This is a genomic window from Lactobacillus psittaci DSM 15354, assembly GCF_000425905.1.
GTDB lineage: Bacteria > Bacillota > Bacilli > Lactobacillales > Lactobacillaceae > Lactobacillus > Lactobacillus psittaci.
Window position 1 is genome coordinate 71,862 of the sequence record NZ_KE384473.1, and the last position, 17,722, is coordinate 89,583.

16 protein-coding genes and 3 tRNA genes are annotated in these 17,722 nt (G+C 34.9%); 10 read left to right on the top strand and 9 right to left on the bottom strand.

The annotated features are described in order from the left end of the window. Window positions 1-43 precede the first annotated feature (43 nt). From H628_RS0104685 to H628_RS0104705, 5 genes are all read right to left on the bottom strand, one after another. Window positions 44-553: a hypothetical protein gene (locus H628_RS0104685; RefSeq protein ID WP_027825398.1), complete on the bottom strand. Its 510-nt coding sequence runs from the start codon at window positions 551-553 to the stop codon at window positions 44-46. 21 nt (window positions 554-574) lie between these two features. Continuing rightward, entirely contained in the window at window positions 575-934 is a 360-nt protein-coding gene (locus tag H628_RS0104690) for a hypothetical protein (protein ID WP_027825399.1), read from the bottom strand. A gap of 165 nt (window positions 935-1,099) precedes the next feature. Then, a complete protein-coding gene (locus tag H628_RS0104695) occupies window positions 1,100-3,478 on the bottom strand; it encodes a Xaa-Pro dipeptidyl-peptidase (protein WP_027825400.1) in 2,379 nt (792 codons plus the stop codon). A gap of 11 nt (window positions 3,479-3,489) precedes the next feature. Continuing rightward, window positions 3,490-3,846, bottom strand: coding sequence for an arsenate reductase family protein (locus H628_RS0104700; RefSeq protein ID WP_027825401.1), 357 nt, complete (start codon window positions 3,844-3,846; stop codon window positions 3,490-3,492). 121 nt (window positions 3,847-3,967) lie between these two features. Further along, window positions 3,968-4,041 (bottom strand) — tRNA-Arg (locus tag H628_RS0104705). A 317-nt stretch (window positions 4,042-4,358) separates the two neighbouring features. Here H628_RS0104705 and manA point away from each other — a divergent pair. Genes manA through H628_RS0104725 form a run of 4 tightly spaced genes read left to right on the top strand, consistent with a single transcriptional unit; the run spans window position 4,359 to window position 7,922 of the window. Beyond that, window positions 4,359-5,318, top strand: a complete 960-nt coding sequence (gene manA, locus H628_RS0104710; protein ID WP_027825402.1) for a mannose-6-phosphate isomerase, class I — start codon at window positions 4,359-4,361, stop codon at window positions 5,316-5,318. A 14-nt stretch (window positions 5,319-5,332) separates the two neighbouring features. Then, entirely contained in the window at window positions 5,333-5,725 is a 393-nt protein-coding gene (locus tag H628_RS0104715; protein ID WP_027825403.1) for an SdpI family protein, read from the top strand. Next, entirely contained in the window at window positions 5,725-6,447 is a 723-nt protein-coding gene (locus H628_RS0104720; protein ID WP_027825404.1) for a response regulator transcription factor, read from the top strand. The genes H628_RS0104715 and H628_RS0104720 overlap by 1 nt, the downstream gene beginning before the upstream one ends. After that, on the top strand, window positions 6,444-7,922 hold the full coding sequence (locus H628_RS0104725; protein WP_027825405.1) for a sensor histidine kinase: 1,479 nt from the start codon (window positions 6,444-6,446) through the stop codon (window positions 7,920-7,922). The genes H628_RS0104720 and H628_RS0104725 overlap by 4 nt, the downstream gene beginning before the upstream one ends. 60 nt (window positions 7,923-7,982) lie before the next feature. Here the strand turns inward: H628_RS0104725 and H628_RS0104730 are convergent, their stop codons facing one another. Next, window positions 7,983-10,184 (bottom strand): LTA synthase family protein, encoded by a 2,202-nt coding sequence (locus H628_RS0104730; RefSeq protein ID WP_027825406.1) that lies wholly within the window; start codon window positions 10,182-10,184, stop codon window positions 7,983-7,985. A gap of 137 nt (window positions 10,185-10,321) precedes the next feature. Here H628_RS0104730 and H628_RS0104735 point away from each other — a divergent pair, with 137 nt between their 5' ends. The 4 genes from H628_RS0104735 (at window position 10,322) to H628_RS0104750 (ending at window position 14,146) form a co-directional block, all read left to right on the top strand. Beyond that, window positions 10,322-10,942 (top strand): VanZ family protein, encoded by a 621-nt coding sequence (locus tag H628_RS0104735; protein ID WP_027825407.1) that lies wholly within the window; start codon window positions 10,322-10,324, stop codon window positions 10,940-10,942. Between the two features lie 70 nt (window positions 10,943-11,012). Next, complete coding sequence (locus H628_RS0104740; protein ID WP_006584486.1) at window positions 11,013-12,350, top strand: glucose-6-phosphate isomerase; 1,338 nt, start codon at window positions 11,013-11,015, stop codon at window positions 12,348-12,350. Between the two features lie 115 nt (window positions 12,351-12,465). Beyond that, window positions 12,466-13,821, top strand: coding sequence for an MFS transporter (locus tag H628_RS0104745; RefSeq protein ID WP_051237968.1), 1,356 nt, complete (start codon window positions 12,466-12,468; stop codon window positions 13,819-13,821). Window positions 13,822-13,918: 97 nt separating this feature from the next. Further along, window positions 13,919-14,146, top strand: a complete 228-nt coding sequence (locus H628_RS0104750; protein WP_420835722.1) for a hypothetical protein — start codon at window positions 13,919-13,921, stop codon at window positions 14,144-14,146. Between the two features lie 186 nt (window positions 14,147-14,332). Here the strand turns inward: H628_RS0104750 and H628_RS0104755 are convergent. Beyond that, window positions 14,333-14,405 (bottom strand) — tRNA-Gln (locus H628_RS0104755). A 5-nt stretch (window positions 14,406-14,410) separates the two neighbouring features. Next, window positions 14,411-14,482, bottom strand: a tRNA-Glu gene (locus H628_RS0104760). An 86-nt stretch (window positions 14,483-14,568) separates the two neighbouring features. Here H628_RS0104760 and H628_RS0104765 point away from each other — a divergent pair. Continuing rightward, a complete protein-coding gene (locus H628_RS0104765; protein ID WP_027825410.1) occupies window positions 14,569-15,570 on the top strand; it encodes a serine hydrolase domain-containing protein in 1,002 nt (333 codons plus the stop codon). A 39-nt stretch (window positions 15,571-15,609) separates the two neighbouring features. Here the strand turns inward: H628_RS0104765 and H628_RS0104770 are convergent, their stop codons facing one another. Next, window positions 15,610-16,965: a Mur ligase family protein gene (locus H628_RS0104770; protein WP_027825411.1), complete on the bottom strand. Its 1,356-nt coding sequence runs from the start codon at window positions 16,963-16,965 to the stop codon at window positions 15,610-15,612. Between the two features lie 141 nt (window positions 16,966-17,106). Between H628_RS0104770 and H628_RS0104775 the strand changes: the two genes are divergently transcribed. Beyond that, window positions 17,107-17,712 carry a thymidine kinase gene (locus tag H628_RS0104775; RefSeq protein ID WP_027825412.1) on the top strand — a complete coding sequence of 202 codons (606 nt, stop codon included), beginning with the start codon at window positions 17,107-17,109 and terminating at the stop codon, window positions 17,710-17,712. The last annotated feature ends 10 nt before the right edge of the window (window positions 17,713-17,722 follow it).

Genomic DNA, 17,722 nt, shown 5'->3' on the forward strand with positions numbered 1-17,722 from the left:
GAAAATAAGAAAGTCATCGGAAAATCCCGATGACTTTTTTGTACTAATATAAGAATGGAATAACAGGAGAAATTTGTTTGAAGAAGGCATTTTTAGTTTCTAAACTGCATTTCCAAAACCAAGTACCTTCTTTATAAAATCCATAAAATAGTGCGAAGATTAAATCAAATCCCAAAATTGCTAGATAAGGAATTAAAACTAATAAAGCATCTTCACTAGCTAGATTGCCCCAAATAATCAGCTGCAAGGCAATTGAAAAAAATATTAAACCTGCGTAATTGCGATGTTGCTTAATTACAAAAATTAGAATAAGAGTCATAGCTATTAATGAAACTACTCCGTCAATTATTAGTAAAGAAGTATAAGTTAAGCTGGTTAAAACCTTAACAGAGATAACCAAGATTAAGTTAAAGAGTCCAAATAATATGCTTCCTTTAATACCTGGCGGTAGGTCCTTAACCTTTAAATTGGTATTTGTAGCAAGGAAAGTTCGTGTAAGTATTGCGGATACAATAATAATGCAGGGGATGATGTAAAGAAATTGAAGTAACATTTTGACCACCTCCTATAACTTTTATTGTTTGCCTTTACCAATTCCCAAAGCTGTTAACATAAATAAAATAGTTCCAATGCCAAGGACAATTATTAAGACAAGTTGTTGCTTAAATATAATACTTAATAATAAAAGAATTCCCCAAAGGATTGCAAAGATAAAGGCAAAATCATTCTTAATCAGACCATTGGAAGGCAGAGGATTATTAAGCTTAATTATGTCTAATATATCAGATATTGCTAGAGTAATTAAAAATATACTGAGAACCCAGAGACCACTGAGAATACCTAGGATTCCACAAATTGTCATAGCCAATGATATATATAAATTAACTTTGTAGTTTTTCTTGATGTGATATCTTGTAAAAAAATATGTTTTCATCTTTGTCACACTTTCTAATTACTAAGCCACCTTCTTTTGAGATATTCTTTCTTAATTTAATTATACAGGACCCCCCCAATTTTTTGAAAGCGCTTTGATTGTTGGCTAATAAAAAAGCAAACACAAGCTAAAGTTGCATTTGCTTAATAAATAGTTCCATTGTTTTTACTTTTGCCAGAAAGATAATGCACTGTGTGCTAAGTCAACAGTGTAAGTTTCTTCTTCAAGTGGTCGTTTAGTCATTGCTTGATCTGTTGAATAAACAATTAAAGCTAAACGACTGCCACGTGGCATCTTATAGTAAGTTGGTTGAAGTAAGAAGTCTAAGTCAACCATTTGTTCAGCTTCAATCTTGCTTGGGTGCTTCATATCTTGATAATTTTGTAAGTTCATATGTCCCTTACAGATTAGCTTAGCCTTTGTTTCTTTGTCAGGCATAAATTCTTGCAATGTATCAACGCCGAAGCGATAACCTAATTCTTGACCACCAGGCATAATAAATTTAGGTGTAGCAGTTAGGCGTTTACGCTTGCCTAATTCAACTAGGGCACAAGATAATTGCCCTTTAGCTAAACTTGCACTGACGCGAATGCGGATACGCGGACGACCATTAATGGTAATAGGGTGTGCATATTCATCGCTAGTGAAGCGTAGGCTGGCTTTAGCCCATTTTTCATCTCCACAAATAAATTGATATTCCCAAGCAGATTCAGAAATTTTAGCTGCTTTAAATTCTTTGCCACCAACGTCGGTAAAGGATTTTGCAGTATGACCAGGAAGATTCTTATTCAAGCTCATGTCGTCGTTTAGGTAGTAGACAGCTTCGCTACCCTCACCAGACCAGTCAGCTTCTTCATGCCAAGTGTCGGCTTCTAAGTTGTCTTGAATCATTACTTTTGGCCATTGAGTAAGTGCTCCATTTTCAATATTAAGGAGTTCATGAACAAACCATAAGTTCATTAAGTCTGTAAAGTCAATTGAAACTAAGTTGTTCATATTATAGTGAGGACCTTGGTGTAAGAAAAGGTGAGAGGCAATTGGTAATTTAGAAACCTTTTGCCAGAGTTTATATACATTCTTAGGTTTAACATTCCAGTCATTAAGCCCGTGAACACTAATGAATGAGCATTTAATGCCATCGGTGTGGTGGCGGTAATTTCTAGCTTCCCAGAAGTCAGAATATTGACCAGTAGTGCGATCACTTTTAGCTAAAAGATCTTTTTGCATTTGGTCATATTTAGCTTGAACTTTTAAACGACTGCCAGCATCCCAAAGGTTAGATTGGCAAGTTTCAGCTAGTAAGTCTAGATCTTCACCTTGGCAAGCTTCTGGAGCAACAACTAGCCCATGTTCACGGTAATAATCGTACCAAGATGAAATAGCTGCTTCAGAAACAACCGTTTTAAGTCCAGCAACACCAGTAGTTGCAATTGCAATTTGCAAAGTACCAAGGTAAGAACGCCCTGTCATTCCAATATTGCCGTTGCACCAATCAGCTTTGATTTCAGTTTGACGGCTGCGGTCAGTATAGGCAATGCGGTCGCCATGGAGCCATTCAATTACTTCTTTAGCACTTTCAGTTTCTTCAGGAGATCCAGTGATTCTTAAACCATCGCTACCACGAGTACCAATTGCGCCAGCATAAACATTTGCAAATCCTCGTGCCAACATATATTCGTTTAAGGTGTAAGCGGCTTTGTGAACTGCTTCTTCACTAGCTTGACTAGTATTGCCACTTGGCTTTTTAGCAGGGACGGTCGGCATTGCCTTGTATTGCGGGTTAGACCAAGAACTTGCATCACTTAAATTTTCATCAACGTTGTGGTTGCGTTTAACGTTGTCAATAATTCCGCCAAAGTAGGGGTCCGCAGTGTATAAGGCGGGAAGCTTAAGGCCAACATTTGATTCAGGTACCCTAAAAATCGTGACTTGCAAGAGGTCACTTTCTCCATCTTGGTCAGTATCTAAATCACTTTCTACATAAACAACTTCACGAATTACCTTGCTAGTGTCAAAAACAGGAAGACTTTTACCGTTAAAGAACATGAATTTATTTTGTCCATAAAATTGCGTAAAGTAGCCACGTCCTGCCATGACGTCAATATAAGTTTGCCCATTTTTAGCACGGGTATTCAATAGAAGATAAAATGCGGCAATTAAATCATTTTTATCTTTAATATCGCCAAAAATAGGAAGGGCATTTTTCTTCATTAAATCAGTCGGCTTGTCGAATTCGTAGTCATAAACTATGTGATAGCCGAGTAGTTGCAATGCCGCACAATAGAACTCATCAGCTGTAATTTGACTAGGATTGGTCTTTAAAAAGGCAGCTAAACTAGTTTTAGCATTAACTGCAAATTCAGCTAATTTAGTTTCTTTACTAGCATCAGTTTTTGCTTCAACAATTGCCTTTTTAAACAAGTATTTAAATAAATCTGCGAATGAATAATCAGCGTAATCACTTGGCAAGAAATTAATCTCAGTTAGTTCTTTAACTTTTTGATCAAAGTCGGTTTTGACAAGGGCATATTGGTTATATTTCATAAATGTTCTCCTTATTTAAGCCATAATTTTTGATAAACATCTTCTTTAAAGCCACAAGATAAGTTTTCACCATCAGTGATTAGGGGACGTTTGATTAACTTGCCATCACTTGAAAGCAATTCTGCAGCTTCTTCATGGGTCATTGAATCAAGCTTATCTTTTAAATGCATTTGCCGATAATGTTGGCCACTAGTGTTGAAGAAATAACGCAAACCGCGATCTTGGTACTTATTAAGCCAGTCGATAAATTCTGCTTTAGTTGGTGGATTTTGTGTAATATCTACAAAGTCGTAGTCAACGTTATGTTCATCAAGATATTTTTGTGCCTTGTTTGAGGTAGAGCAACGGCGATAGCCATAAAATTTCATCTAAATCATCCTTCTTTCTACTTTCTTCTATCTTATTATTTTTTATGGGATTAGAAAACAAAAAGAATTGGAAATACAAAAAAGGACTAAGGCAAAGCCTTAGTCCTTTTGTATGCTTGAGTGATTCGGGTGAGATTCGAACTCACGACCCACGGTTTAGAAGACCGTTGCTCTATCCAGCTGAGCTACCGAACCATACCAGCAACAGATATTATTATATAGAAAAAGAGGGGTTAATGTCAATAATTTTTTTGAAAAAAGCAGGATAAAAAAACACCGCTATGAAACAATGTGAAACTACACTTAAGATTTTTCCACAAGTTAATGGTATAAAACACAAAATTAAAATATACTAGTACTTGTAAGCGCTAATTAAAAAATGGGTTTAGCGATTTTTACACTTTTATGCACAGATAGTATAAAACTGTTAAGCAAATGTAAAATTAAAAAGTTTTATTTTACATTGAAAAACGATAAGCTATTTATATAGATATATTTAATGAGGTAGAGCAATGAAGCCAATATTTTTAAGCCCATATTTTCGTCAAAAAATTTGGGGCGGTCGTAAATTAGAAACTTTGTTTAATTATCAAATCCCTGACGGTAAAGTTGGGGAAGCCTGGATTATTTCTGGTTATCGTGATGATGCATCTCACGTTATTAATGGTGAATACAAGGGCATGAGTTTAAGAGATTTATATCAGCAGCATCCTGAAGTCTTTGGTAATCCAACGGAAAAAGAATTTCCATTATTAGTTAAATATTTAGATGCTAATGATAATTTATCTGTGCAAGTGCACCCTGATGATGCTTTTGCTGAAAAAGTAGAGCATGATAGTGGAAAAACTGAATCTTGGTATGTTTTACAAGCTGATCCTGGTTCATATTTGATTTATGGCCATCACGCAAAAACTAAAGCAGAGCTTGAGGAAATGGTTAAAAATGGAAAATGGGATAAACTTTTGAGAAAGGTTCCAGTTAAAGCTGGTGACTTTTTCTATGTTCCGGCTGGGACAATTCATGCTTTAACCAAAGGAATTGTTGTTATTGAAACGCAACAATCAAGTGATGTTACATATCGTTTATACGACTATGACCGGGTTGATCAAAAAACGGGGAAGAAGCGCGAACTTCACACAGAAAAATCTCTCGCCGTAACGACAGTTCCTCATGTTGATCCGGTTTTAAATACTGCTGAAAAGCAAGTGATGGACGCCAAAATTACTACCTTAGTTGAACCACCCGTTTCACCTCATTTTTATTTGGCTAAGGTTGATTTAAAGGGAAAATTAAATTTTCAGTTAAAACATCGCTATCAATTATTCTCAGTAGTAGCTGGTAATGGAAGTTTGCACTATGATAATGTAAACTATGATTTAAAACTAGGTGATAATTTCATTATCCCGGCAGGAATTAAGCAGTTTGCTTTTGAAGGGACAATGACTTTAATTACTTCAGCACCAACTGAATAAAGGGAAGCGATAAAATGATTTATGTAGCTTGCGGCTTAGTATTGATGGCTGTAGGTATCTCCTGGATGGTTATCCCAGCGAAGAGGCCTTGCAGGTTTTATGGCTATCTTTCGTATTTAGCTACAGTAAATAACCACTCTTTTAAATATGCCCAAAAGCAAGCCGCAAAATATAATCTTTTGTTTGGGACAATACAAGCAATTCTAGGCTTGCTGATTCATTGGCTAGGTTGGGATAGATACTTCATAATATGGCTTATTACTTTTGTTTTCTTTATTATTTTGCCATTTGTTTATACTGAAAAAGCATTGAAGAAGTATCTTTTAGGCCGTCATGAATTGCCAGCTGATTATGTAGAACCTGATCAAATTAAACACAAAAAAGTAAAAGGATTTAAGGATTTATAATGAAGTTAAATATTTTAATGGTAGAAGACGATACATCAGTTGCTGAAATGATGGAGATATTTTTCCAAAAGGAAGAATGGGATGTTGATAATGCTCAAGATGGAGTAGAAGCAATTGAGATGTTTAAACAAAATCCCGATAAATATGACATGATTACGCTTGACTTGAACCTACCAAAAAAAGATGGAATTCAAGTTGCGCGGGAAATTAGAACTATTTCTAAGTCAGTTCCAATTATTATGCTTACTGCTAGAGATAGTGAAAGTGACCAAGTTCTTGGATTAGAAATTGGTGCTGATAATTATGTTACTAAGCCTTTTAGCCCAATTGCTCTAATTGCCAGAATTAAGGCTTTGCACCGCCGAGCTGAACTTGAAAATCCAGAAGCCGAAGTAAAGAAGAGTGGCAATTTTGATATTGAAACACCAACTTTGAAAATTTCTAAAGCTCGTAGAGAGGTTTCCTTCCTCAACAAGCCAGTTGAAGGATTAACTCCTAAGGAATTTGATTTGTTATTTACTATGGCGCAAAAACCTAAGCAAGTTTTTTCTCGTGATAAGTTATTGGAACTTGTTTGGGGATATGAATATTATGGTGAGGAAAGAACTGTAGATGCTCACATTAAGAAGTTGCGTCAAAAGTTAGAACAAGTTGGACCGCAAATTATTCAAACTGTCTGGGGCGTGGGTTATAAGTTTGATGACTCACAGGTGAAAGCATGAAGTTAATCTACCAACATATGCTTTCTTTTTTATTAATTATTTTGACTTCAATTGCCATTATTGGTTATTCAGTTATTAATTTTGAATCAGGACAAGCCTATGAGACCACTTATCAACGCCTTGAAGGTTATGGCTCATCTTTAGGTGAATTGGCCCTTATTCGCAATCAAGAAGGGAAAAAAGAGCTGCTTAGTGTTAAATTTTTGACCAAATTACAATTAATAATGCAGTCAGATGATTTAAGATTAAGGGTTTATAATGCAAAAAAAGAACAAGTATATCCTAATTCAAAGAATACTGATCAGCCTGAATTGAAACTGCCCAATTCAATTTGGAAGCAATTGAAACTAGGAAATGGTATTAGAATTAAGAATGACCACCAAAATGATATGAAAACGCCAGCGCGTTTGTCTAATAGGGACGCATATACTAGTGTGCTGGTTCCCTGGTTTTCAAATGACAAGTTAATTGGTGTAGCATGGCTGGGTGCTAGAATTAAGAATGTTGAACAGCCAGTTAATTTAGCTAAGAAAAATTTGATTAGTGCGTTTGTGGTTACGATGATGGTAAGTTTGATTTTAAGTTATGTCTTGTCTTACTATAGTTTAGTTAAAATTAAACGCTTATCACGAGCTACTAGAAAAGTTGCTGAAGGCAATTTAGATGTTCGGATTAATCACAAGGGGCATGATGAAATTGATCAATTAGCTGGTGACTTTAATTCAATGGTCAAAGCATTAAAAGAGTCCGCAGAAGCTGTTAAGGCTCAAGAAAGACGCCGAGATCAATTTATGGCTGATGCAGCACATGAAATGAGAACGCCATTAACAACTTTGAATGGTATCTTAGAAGGTCTTGAATATAATGCTATTCCTGAAGAAGCAAAGCCTAAGTCATATCAATTAATGCACCGAGAGACTAATCGTTTGATTAGATTAGTTAATGAAAATTTGGATTACGAGAAGATTCGAAATAATCAAATTACATTGCATAAGACTAACTTCGATGCTAATATCTTGCTAAATGATTTGAAGACTCAACTTAAAACTAATGCTGATAAGGAAAATGATACAATTGAACTTGAAATCCCAGAGCAATTGATGATTTATGCTGATCGTGATCGTTTTACACAAATTATGGTTAATTTGGTTCAAAATGCGATTCAATTTACTAAAAACGGTAAGATTACAGTTTCAGCTAAAAGGTTGGATCATGGAGCTCAAATTGCAGTAAGTGATACTGGAATTGGGATGAGTAAAGATCAAATTAAGTACATTTTTGAACGTTTTTATAAAGCAGATCCTTCTCGAGCAAAATTAGGTGGTAAAGGTGAATCCGGTTTAGGATTGGCAATTGTGTTATCGTTAATTAAACAACACGGTGGTAAGATTAGTGTTGAATCAACCCCAAAAAAAGGGTCTACCTTTACAGTTGTTTTCTTTGATAAAGGTTTTGAAGAGTACGTTAAAGATTAACTGCCTATAATTAAAAGCAAAAAGCTTTAGCAGCCAATATTTTGGCCACTAAAGCTTTTTTTATTTATTAGAACTGGTTGCAGAACTTTGAGAACTTACACTAGTTGCATCACTACCAGTTTTTTCACCGGCAATACTTGCAGGAACTGTTGTAATTTCTTCAGTTCGATTCTTTAATTCAGGAGCATCTGTACTATACATATTAGTAGTTGTGCCTTTATGTTGTGAGTACATAGAAGTTGAAGCTTTTCCTAACTGTTGACGGAGTTCGATCATTTGCTTGAATTGTGTTAGATAGTTGAATTGCGATGGATCATCAGGGATGAATCCTTTAGGTGTATATAATCTCAAAAGGTTCCGATTATTTAAAATATCTGAATAATGTAAGCTTTGACTTGCATAGCTAGTTAGATGCTTGAACAATTTCTTTTGATTAGCACTAAAGTGTTTGATTAATTTGCCAGTTTTATTGTTATAAACATTACCTACACTGGCTTTACCATTAATAATTACGTAGTCAGGAGTAACAATAGTTCCATTTCTGAAAACGACGACTTGACGATGATACTTACTTAAGATGTCGGTCCCAAATTGAATATAATTTTTAGTTTTAATTCCTAGTAAGTGTAAAAGTGTTGGTAAAACATCAATTTCACCGGCATAGGTCTTTTTTATTCCACCTTTAATACCAGGCATATGAATCATGAAAGGAACTCTTTGAAGCTGGGTATTATCATAGCTTGACCATGAAGCACTATTCATATTTAGCAAAGGAGCTAAAGTGTTATTTTCTGAATTTGAAATACCGTAGTGATCACCATAAATTACGACCATAGTGTTATTATAGAGGCCTGATTTTTTTAGGTAGTCGAAGAATTCTTTGACTGCCTGATCAAGATAGTGGGCTGTTTCAAAGTAATTATTAATTGTTTGATCACTAGTGTCACTGGTCTTAAAGTCAGGGTCTTTATCTTCATCGTCAAGTTGGAAAGGAATATGGTTTGTGACCGTAATGTACTTGACATAGAATGGTTGTTGCATTTGCTCTAGATACTTGATACTTTCTGCAAATAAGAGCTTATCCTTAACGCCATAACCATCAAGGTCTTGCTTTTCATTTGAAAAGTAATTCTTATCAAAGAAATAGTTGTAGCCCAAATTCTTATATACATCATTTCGATTCCAAAAACTACCAACATTGCCGTGGAAAACAGCTGAGGTATAACCAGACTGGCGTAAAATCTGAGGAGCAGCTTGGAAAGTATTATTAGAACCTAAACTTGTAAAGAGCGAACCATCACTAATTCCAAAAGTTCCAGTTTCTAACATATTTTCTGCATCACTTGTTCGACCTAATCCTACTTGGTGGAAGAAATTACTATAGGAAAGGGTGTTTTTATTACGGTAAAGTGAATTTAAGAATGGTGTGACTTCTTTACCATTGACCTTAAGGTTAATCAAAAATTGCTGGAAACTTTCAAGGTGAATAATAATAACATTTTTATTTTTAGCTAAACCAAAATAGCTTTTATTTGGCTTAGCATAGTTCTTTTGAGTGAAATCAATGATTTGATTTAATTCATCAGCATTAGCCGTTTTAGAAACATCACTTGTTTGGAAACTCTTGATGGTATCATAAGTGGTAAATGAACTAAGACCGAGATATTTAACAACGTAAACGCGGTCAAAGGTGTTACGTAAAAGTCGCGGACGACTAGTTTCTGACAAAAATAAGTTAGTCCCAATGATTAAGCAAGCCAAACTAGTAACCGCAAAGTTAGCTGAAAAGCGATATTTTCTTTGATCAATTTTGATAATTTTAAAAATTAAAAGTGCAATAATTACAACTAAATCAATAAAAATCAAAATATCGTCAGGATGTAATAATGAAACTGCGCTTTTACCCAGACCTTGAGAGACTTTACTGGTGTTGGCAATCGTTTTTATGGTTAAAAAGTCGCTAAATTGGCGATAATAAACAATATTGGCAAATAAGAGCGCAGTATTGATAAAATCCATAATTAACATGCCAATATATGATAAAAGGGGCTTTTTGATGTAAAGGGCTAAACTTAACAAAAGTAGCATACTTCCGATGGGACTGGTCCACATAATAAAATGCTGGTAGGGGTCTGATAGGCCCAAGTTAAAGTCGATATAACCAGCATAAATATATTTTAAAGTAAAAAGTAGCGTTAAGAGGGTTAAAAACCCTGTTCTGGTATTCAAGCAAGCCCAGTTAAACTTCTTTTTCTTTTTCACAATTCATTCTCCTTAATATGCTTATTTTAATTGTTTAATTTGACTTAGACAATCTTTTCGGTAGAGTTTCAACTTTCTTAACATTTTTTCTATCTTTTTCCATGTATAATGAAAAAAGATTATGAAAGGACTGTACTATGATTTTTCTAAGCCCATTTTATGATTTTTTAGCTCGACGTTTTGCTTTACAACTTAACCATTTTGCCTTAGTAAAACTAGTAATGATTAGTTTAGATAAGACTATTTTTTATACTTTACTTTTTGGTGTTGTTAGACTTGTTTGGCTCTTTTTAATAAAAAGACGTAGAAGTCATCTATCTGAAGCTGGGGTTTGGATTTTTGTTAGTTATCTTATTTTTATTTTAGCTGTTACGACCTTTAGAGAAAGTTACTTTCCTTGGCAGTTATCATTTAATTGGAATCGACCACTCAGTGATATTAACTTGATATTTCTTAAAGAAACTTGGAAGTTAACCCAAGGGACGACCTTGTTTGACTTTATTTATAATTCATTTGGTAACATTTTGTGTTTTGTTCCATTTGGACTTCTTTTCCCAAATTTGATTAGAAAGAAAAATTGCTTCTTGCGCACAGTTTTTTCTGGGATGCTATTGTCGCTTTTTATTGAGACAATGCAGTTTGGTTTAAATACTGGGGTAAGTGATATCGATGATGTCTTCTTTAATACTAGCGGAGCAATAATAGGTTATTTGATTTATCTGTTTTGTAAAAAAATTATATATTCAAAAAGCTTGTAGTAGTTTTCACAAACTAAGATTGTTAAAATAGAAATGTTAGTAAAATTTTATAAAAAGGAAGTTACAAGATATGAGTTTAGTTCATTTTGATTCAAGTAAATTAGCTCCTTTTGTTCACGACAATGAATTAAAAGAAATGCAAGCTATGGTTAACGCCGCAGATTCAGAACTTCGTCAAGGTACAGGTGCTGGTAGCGACTTTAGAGGTTGGTTAGATTTACCAGTTAACTATGATAAGGACGAATTTGCCCGTATTAAAAAGGCTGCTAAGAAGATTCAATCTGATTCAGAAGTTTTAATCGGAATTGGTATCGGTGGTTCATACCTTGGTGCCCAAGCTGCAATTGAATTTTTGAACAGTGCATTTTACGGCAAAGAAGATAATGGCTACCCAACTGTAGTTTTCTGTGGTAATTCAATTTCAGGTTCATACCTTGCTGATTTAATTAACTGGTTAGGTGACAAGGACTTTAGTATTAATGTTATTTCTAAGTCTGGTACTACTACTGAACCTTCAATCGCATTCAGAATTTTGAAGGCTAAGTTAATTGAAAAGTATGGTAAAGAAGAAGCCAACAAGCGTATCTACGCAACTACTGACCGTGCTAAGGGTGCTCTTAAGACTGAAGCAGATGCTGAAGGTTACGAAGAATTTGTTGTGCCAGATGACTTAGGTGGTCGTTTCAGCGTTTTAAGTGCTGTTGGTTTATTACCAATTGCTGTTGCTGGTGGCGACATCGACAAGTTAATGGAAGGTGCTGCTAAGGCTCGTGAAGATTACACTGATACAGATGTAACTAAGGATTCACCATACCAATACGCTGCACTTCGTAACATTTTATACAGAAAAGGTTACACTACTGAATTACTTGAAAACTATGAACCAACTTTGAGAATGTTTGGTGAATGGTGGAAGCAATTAATGGGTGAATCAGAAGGTAAGGACCAAAAGGGTATTTACCCATCAAGTGCTAACTTCTCAACTGACTTACACTCACTTGGCCAATACATCCAAGAAGGTCGTCGTAACTTAATGGAAACTGTTGTTAGAGTTGAAAACCCACGCTTTGACGTAGAAATCCCTAGTGACAGTGAAAACCTTGACCAACTTAACTTCTTAGCTGGTAAGACCATGAATTACGTAAATGACCGTGCTTACGAAGGTGTTGTTTTAGCTCACACTGATGGTGGCGTACCAGTAATGACTGTTAATATTCCAGATCAAAAGGAATTAACTTTAGGTTACCTTATCTACTTCTTCGAATTAGCTGTAGGTATTTCAGGTTACTTAAATGGTATTAATCCATTCAACCAACCAGGTGTTGAAGCATACAAGCGTAACATGTTTGGCCTTTTGAACAAGCCTGGTTACGAAGATTTGCACGACGACTTAACTAAGCGTCTTTAATTTGTTAGAATAACTTTAATCTGAGTCGGTAATTTTATATTACTTTGAGTAGGAGCTATGCTTCTACTCTTTTTTATTGGAAAAGGGGTATTTTGTGAACACACAGAGAAAAAATATGACTGCAATTTTGATGGTGGCCGTCTTAGCCTTTTTGGGAATATTAACGGAAACAAGTTTAAATGTAACTTTTCCGGAAATGATGAAAGACTTTAAAGTTAGTCTTGATACAATTCAATGGACAACAACTGGTTATTTATTAGCAATTGCTATTTTAATGATTTCATCTTCGTATTTAAATAAACGTTTTACAGCGAAAGCTATTTTCTTATTTGCAAGTGGTAGCTTCTTAATTGGTTCTTTATTGTGTTTATTTAGTAGTAATTTTGAAATTATGCTTTTAGGGCGGATTATTTCAAGCTGTGGTGCGGGCTTGGCGACACCTTTAATGTTTAATTTGGTAACAGAATTAATGCCACGAGAAAAGATTGGCTTTTATATGGGCTTAGCGGGCTTGGTTTTAGCAATGGCACCAAGTTTAGGGCCAAGCTTTGGCGGAATAATTGCATATTATTTTAGTTGGCGAGTAATTTTTTCGATTTCAAGCGTTTTAGCAATTATTGTAATTTTAATTGGCTTGCGAGTTGTAGGAAAATATCATGAAGTTAGTCATCCTAGTTTTGATTGGGTGCGTTACATTATAATTAGCTTGTTTATGGTTGATTTTACACTTATGATTAATCATTTAAGTAGTGGATTTGATCTTCAATTTTTCCTATATTTAATTTTTGCTATTTTAAGTATGGGACTATTTATTCATTTATCTAAAAACAGTCAAAAGACTTTGATAAACCTAGCAATTTTTAAAGATGCGGCCTTTGTATATGCAATGTTGGCCTTTTTCTTAATTCAATTCATCAATATTGGAGTTAGCTTTGTCTTGCCTAATTATGTTCAAATTGTAAATGGAGCTTCAACTTTAGCTGGGGGATTAATGTTATTACCTGGTAGCGTGATTTTTTCCTTAATGACGCCTTATTTTGGCCATTTATACGATGAAAAGGGTGCAAAATTGCCACTTTATTTAGGTGGAAGTTTACTGCTTATGGCAGTTGTTTTACTTGCAATATTTGGAATGGTGCTGAATCCATGGATAATTTGCTTAATTTACGGCATAATGGCTTGTGGAATGAGAATGGCATTTAATAACACTTTGACAGTTGGAATTGAATCTAGCCCCAAAAACCTACATGCAGATGCTACTGCAATCATGCAAACTGGACAACAATTTGCTGGATCAATTGGAACTAGCGTCTTAGCTTTAATTATTTCTGCTTCACAAAGTATGGGTCACGGAAGTAAAGCAGCCCTAATGGCACAGGGATGTGAAGCTGCCTTTATCTTTGTGATTTTGGTAGCAGTTGCTGTGATGATTTGTTATTGGAAATTATTTGCCAAACTGGATAAAAACTAATAATTAAAAAACATGAAATCGCTTTCTTTATTGAAAACTTAAAGATATAATTTACTTAAAGAGTTCAAGAGAGGAAGTATTACTCATGGAAAATAAAATGACTCACAGCGTAAGCATTATTAATACTAGACTATTATGGAAACTTGTTTGGGTAATAGTTTATGGCATAACACTTTTTTATACTTATCTTTCATTTACTGATATGGCTCATATGATGAAGTGGATGATGTACGCTATGGCCTGGATGGCAGGCGGAATGTTTGCTGAAGCAGTTGTGGGTCTGGTATATCATTGCTGCGGGAAAGACAGTAATAATTGTCATTAAAAATAAAGAGATAATTTAAAAGGGTAACCCTAGAATCTGGGTTACCCTTTTGTGATGACTGGGAAATTAATATAAAAACAAAAGACAGAAGCTAAAAGCTTCTGTCTTTGTTGCGCATTTGTTGCACAAAGTGCTGCCCTTATCTCATGTCAGCTTCTCACAAGACTGACACAACAGCACTAGTGATTGGGATATTCGGGCTCGAACCGAAACATTATGGAACCAGAATCCACTGCCTTACCAATTTGGCTATATCCCAGTTAATCGCCCGTACGAGAATCGAACTCGCAACTCCGCCTTGAGAGGGCGACGTCTTAACCATTTGACCAACGGGCAAAGTACAGGTTTATTATCCTCATAATTTGCAAGGCTGTCAAGATGTTTTATACTTAAAAAGAGATTGAATTTGTTAGGTGAGGTCAATGATAGATTTTTTTAAAACTCAGCATCTAATTGAAAATATGGTAACTGAAAGGATTGTTCCGGGAGTAAACTATGCTTTTTTAAAAAATGGGCAAGTTTTTCGTTCGACAATTGGTTTTAGTGAAATATATCCTGAAACTCAGCAATTAAGCCCAAGTGCCCTTTATGATTTAGCTAGTTTAACTAAGGTTATTGGTACAACAAATGTACTGTTAAAGCTGTATCAAAAGGGAGAACTTAATTTTAGTGAACCCTTGCATGACTTTTTACCAGAATTTAAAGACGAACGGGTACGCTTATTTCATTTATTGACACACACTAGTGGAATCAGAGGCTGGATTGAGAATCGGGACCAGCTAGGGCCAGAAGAGCTACTTGATGCAATTCTTCACCTGCCAGTTACAGATGAATTTGAAACTAAGATGCGTTATGCTGATACCAATTTTATTTTATTAGGACTTGTCATTGAAAAGATCTATGGCCAACCTGTTCAAGATGTAATTATGAATGAAGTAGTTAAGCCAGCTGGTTTAAAAAATACGACCTTTGCCCCGCAAGTAGCTGATTGTGTTCCAACAGCAGTAGTTAATGGACAACTGCTGCAAGGGATTGTTCATGATCCCAAAGCTAGAGTTTTAGGTGCAAGATGTGGATCAGCCGGTTTATTTTCAAATTTAGATGATTTGATCAATTTAGTTCAAGGCTATTTAGGTCAAAATGATTGCTTACCATTTAGTCAGGATTTGACAGCTGATTTATTTGCTATTAAAACTAATCGCAATGTTCATGCCAGATCTTGGGGTTGGGATTTAGTTTTTGGCGATTTAAAACAAGCTGTTTTGTATCATACTGGTTTTACTGGAACTTTTATCGTCATTGATCGTTTTAGACAGAGTGCCATGATTGTTTTAACTAATCGAATTCACCCAACTGGACATAATCAAATCTTTTTGACGATGAGGCAAAGAATAGTCGATAGCTTTTTAGCAGAAAATAAATAACGCTAGTTTCAAACTAGCGTTATTTTTGATGGCTTGATTTTAGTTAATCTTATTGCTGATAACCTTTTCATCATATAGGGTTTTTCTTAAGGCTAACATTGCAGTATAAGTTGCCAAAATATAAACCTTTTTAGTAGGTGCGGTCTTAATGCGAGTTAGTAAAGTATTGTCGTCAGGAGTTGTTTCCATCGTACCAGGATTAAAACCAGCAACTTCTAAACGAAAGCCCATATCATGGTGACGTTCACCACCAACTAATACTTGCTTGATTTTGTTTTTATCTAAGCCTTCAAAATCAGCATCCCAAATCCAGCTGGTATCAATGCCATCGGCGTGATGAGCATTAAGTAAAGCAGCTAAAGTATAAGCATCTTTTTCAGTATTCAATAAATTCAAAACTTCGTTTAAACCAACTGGGTTTTTAACTAAGATTAAGTTGATTTCTTTACCTTGATAGTTAATTAATTCTTGACGACCAAAAATACGTTTATTTTTAGCAAATGAGGCAGCAATTTCAGCTTCACTAACGCCAAATTCTCTAGCAACGCTAAAGGCTGCTAAAGCATTGTAGATATTGTAAGTCCCACCAATATTAATTTCAAAGTTAGAATTTTCAATCTTAAAGGCGATTTTACTTGGTGATTGGCTAATAATTTCTTTTAACTTGTATGTTAATTCTGGTCGCTTATAGCCACAATTTGGACAGAAAAAATCACCTAAGTTAGCATAAGAGATTTGGTGGTAGTGGATGACATGGTTGCATTTAGGACATAAAACGCCATCAGTATTGACGCTAGCTTTTGTGTCTTTAGCCTGATTTTCATCTTTAGTTTCAAAACCGAAGAAAACCTTAGGATTAGGTAAATCGACAGATGAAAAGATACTTGCGTCCCCATTAGCAATAATCTTGGCATTGGGTTCTAACTTAATGCCGTCAACAATCTTTTCGTAAGTTGTGTAAATTTCACCATAACGATCCATTTGATCACGGAAAATATTGGTTAAAACATAAGCCTTAGGATGCAATAACTGGGTGACAGCCTTAACGTTAGCTTCATCTACTTCAAGAACGGCGATTTTACGGCCAGCATGTTTTTTGTGGTGGCATAAAAATGCTGTGACAATTCCTTGTTGCATGTTTGAGCCTGAAGGATTAGTTAAAATATCACCATATTTTTCTTTTAAGGCATTAACAATTAAAGCTGTGGTCATGGTTTTACCATTTGTACCTGTAACAACGATGGTTTCATAGTCATTAGCCAAATGTGATAAAATATCAGGATCCAGTTTCATGGCGATTTTACCTGGGAAGCTAGTACCACCCTTAAAAATGTTGTGTAATATCCAATATGATGATTTTCCCACTAAACTTGCAAAAGCAGATTTAAAGTTCATTTTGTAACCCCTTTTTCAATTCAGAACTAATTTTTACTATATCATATGATAAAGTAGAAAACGATATTTTAAAGCTTTGACTGCACAAATTTAAAATTTCATCTATACTGTTAAAGGAAGTTTTACAAAGGGGTATAAAAGATGGCACAATTATTTTTTTGTTATGGCACAATGAGTAGTGGAAAAACAATTGAAATTTTAAAAGTTGCACATAATTACCAAATGCAAGGCCGCAAGATTGCATTGATGACAAGTGGAAAAGATGATCGTAGTGGTCGAGGAGTAATTGCGTCAAGAATTGGGTTAAATAGTAAGGCGACACCAATTGATGATGATATGAATGTTTTTGATTATGTTAAAGAACATAATGATCAAGATATTGCTAATGGTGATGGGAAGATTGCCTGTGTATTAATTGATGAAGCGCAATTTTTAAATAAGCATCATGTGATAGAATGTGCGAAAATTGTGGATGATTTACATATACCTGTGATGACTTTTGGATTAAAGAATGATTTCCAAAATAATTTATTTGAAGGAAGCAAGTATTTATTGCTTTATGCTGATAAAATAGAAGAGATGAAAACAATTTGTCATTATTGTGGACGTAAAGCAACAATGGTTATTCGGGTTCAAGATGGAAAGCCAGTTTATGAAGGAGCGCAACTTCAAATTGGTGGCGATGAATCTTACTACCCAGTTTGTCGTTTTCACTACAATCATCCAGGACAAAAACGCCAAGATTAAGAAAGGAACG

What these genes read in the sequence shown, in the direction of transcription:
- H628_RS0104685 (WP_027825398.1), bottom strand. Translation starts at nt 553, where the DNA reads ATGTTACTTCAATTTCTTTACATCATCCCCTGCATTATTATTGTATCC.
- H628_RS0104690 (WP_027825399.1), bottom strand. Translation starts at nt 934, where the DNA reads ATGAAAACATATTTTTTTACAAGATATCACATCAAGAAAAACTACAAA.
- H628_RS0104695 (WP_027825400.1), bottom strand. Translation starts at nt 3,478, where the DNA reads ATGAAATATAACCAATATGCCCTTGTCAAAACCGACTTTGATCAAAAA.
- H628_RS0104700 (WP_027825401.1), bottom strand. Translation starts at nt 3,846, where the DNA reads ATGAAATTTTATGGCTATCGCCGTTGCTCTACCTCAAACAAGGCACAA.
- manA (WP_027825402.1), top strand. Translation starts at nt 4,359, where the DNA reads ATGAAGCCAATATTTTTAAGCCCATATTTTCGTCAAAAAATTTGGGGC.
- H628_RS0104715 (WP_027825403.1), top strand. Translation starts at nt 5,333, where the DNA reads ATGATTTATGTAGCTTGCGGCTTAGTATTGATGGCTGTAGGTATCTCC.
- H628_RS0104720 (WP_027825404.1), top strand. Translation starts at nt 5,725, where the DNA reads ATGAAGTTAAATATTTTAATGGTAGAAGACGATACATCAGTTGCTGAA.
- H628_RS0104725 (WP_027825405.1), top strand. Translation starts at nt 6,444, where the DNA reads ATGAAGTTAATCTACCAACATATGCTTTCTTTTTTATTAATTATTTTG.
- H628_RS0104735 (WP_027825407.1), top strand. Translation starts at nt 10,322, where the DNA reads ATGATTTTTCTAAGCCCATTTTATGATTTTTTAGCTCGACGTTTTGCT.
- H628_RS0104740 (WP_006584486.1), top strand. Translation starts at nt 11,013, where the DNA reads ATGAGTTTAGTTCATTTTGATTCAAGTAAATTAGCTCCTTTTGTTCAC.
- H628_RS0104745 (WP_051237968.1), top strand. Translation starts at nt 12,466, where the DNA reads ATGACTGCAATTTTGATGGTGGCCGTCTTAGCCTTTTTGGGAATATTA.
- H628_RS0104750 (WP_420835722.1), top strand. Translation starts at nt 13,919, where the DNA reads ATGACTCACAGCGTAAGCATTATTAATACTAGACTATTATGGAAACTT.
- H628_RS0104765 (WP_027825410.1), top strand. Translation starts at nt 14,569, where the DNA reads ATGATAGATTTTTTTAAAACTCAGCATCTAATTGAAAATATGGTAACT.
- H628_RS0104770 (WP_027825411.1), bottom strand. Translation starts at nt 16,965, where the DNA reads ATGAACTTTAAATCTGCTTTTGCAAGTTTAGTGGGAAAATCATCATAT.
- H628_RS0104775 (WP_027825412.1), top strand. Translation starts at nt 17,107, where the DNA reads ATGGCACAATTATTTTTTTGTTATGGCACAATGAGTAGTGGAAAAACA.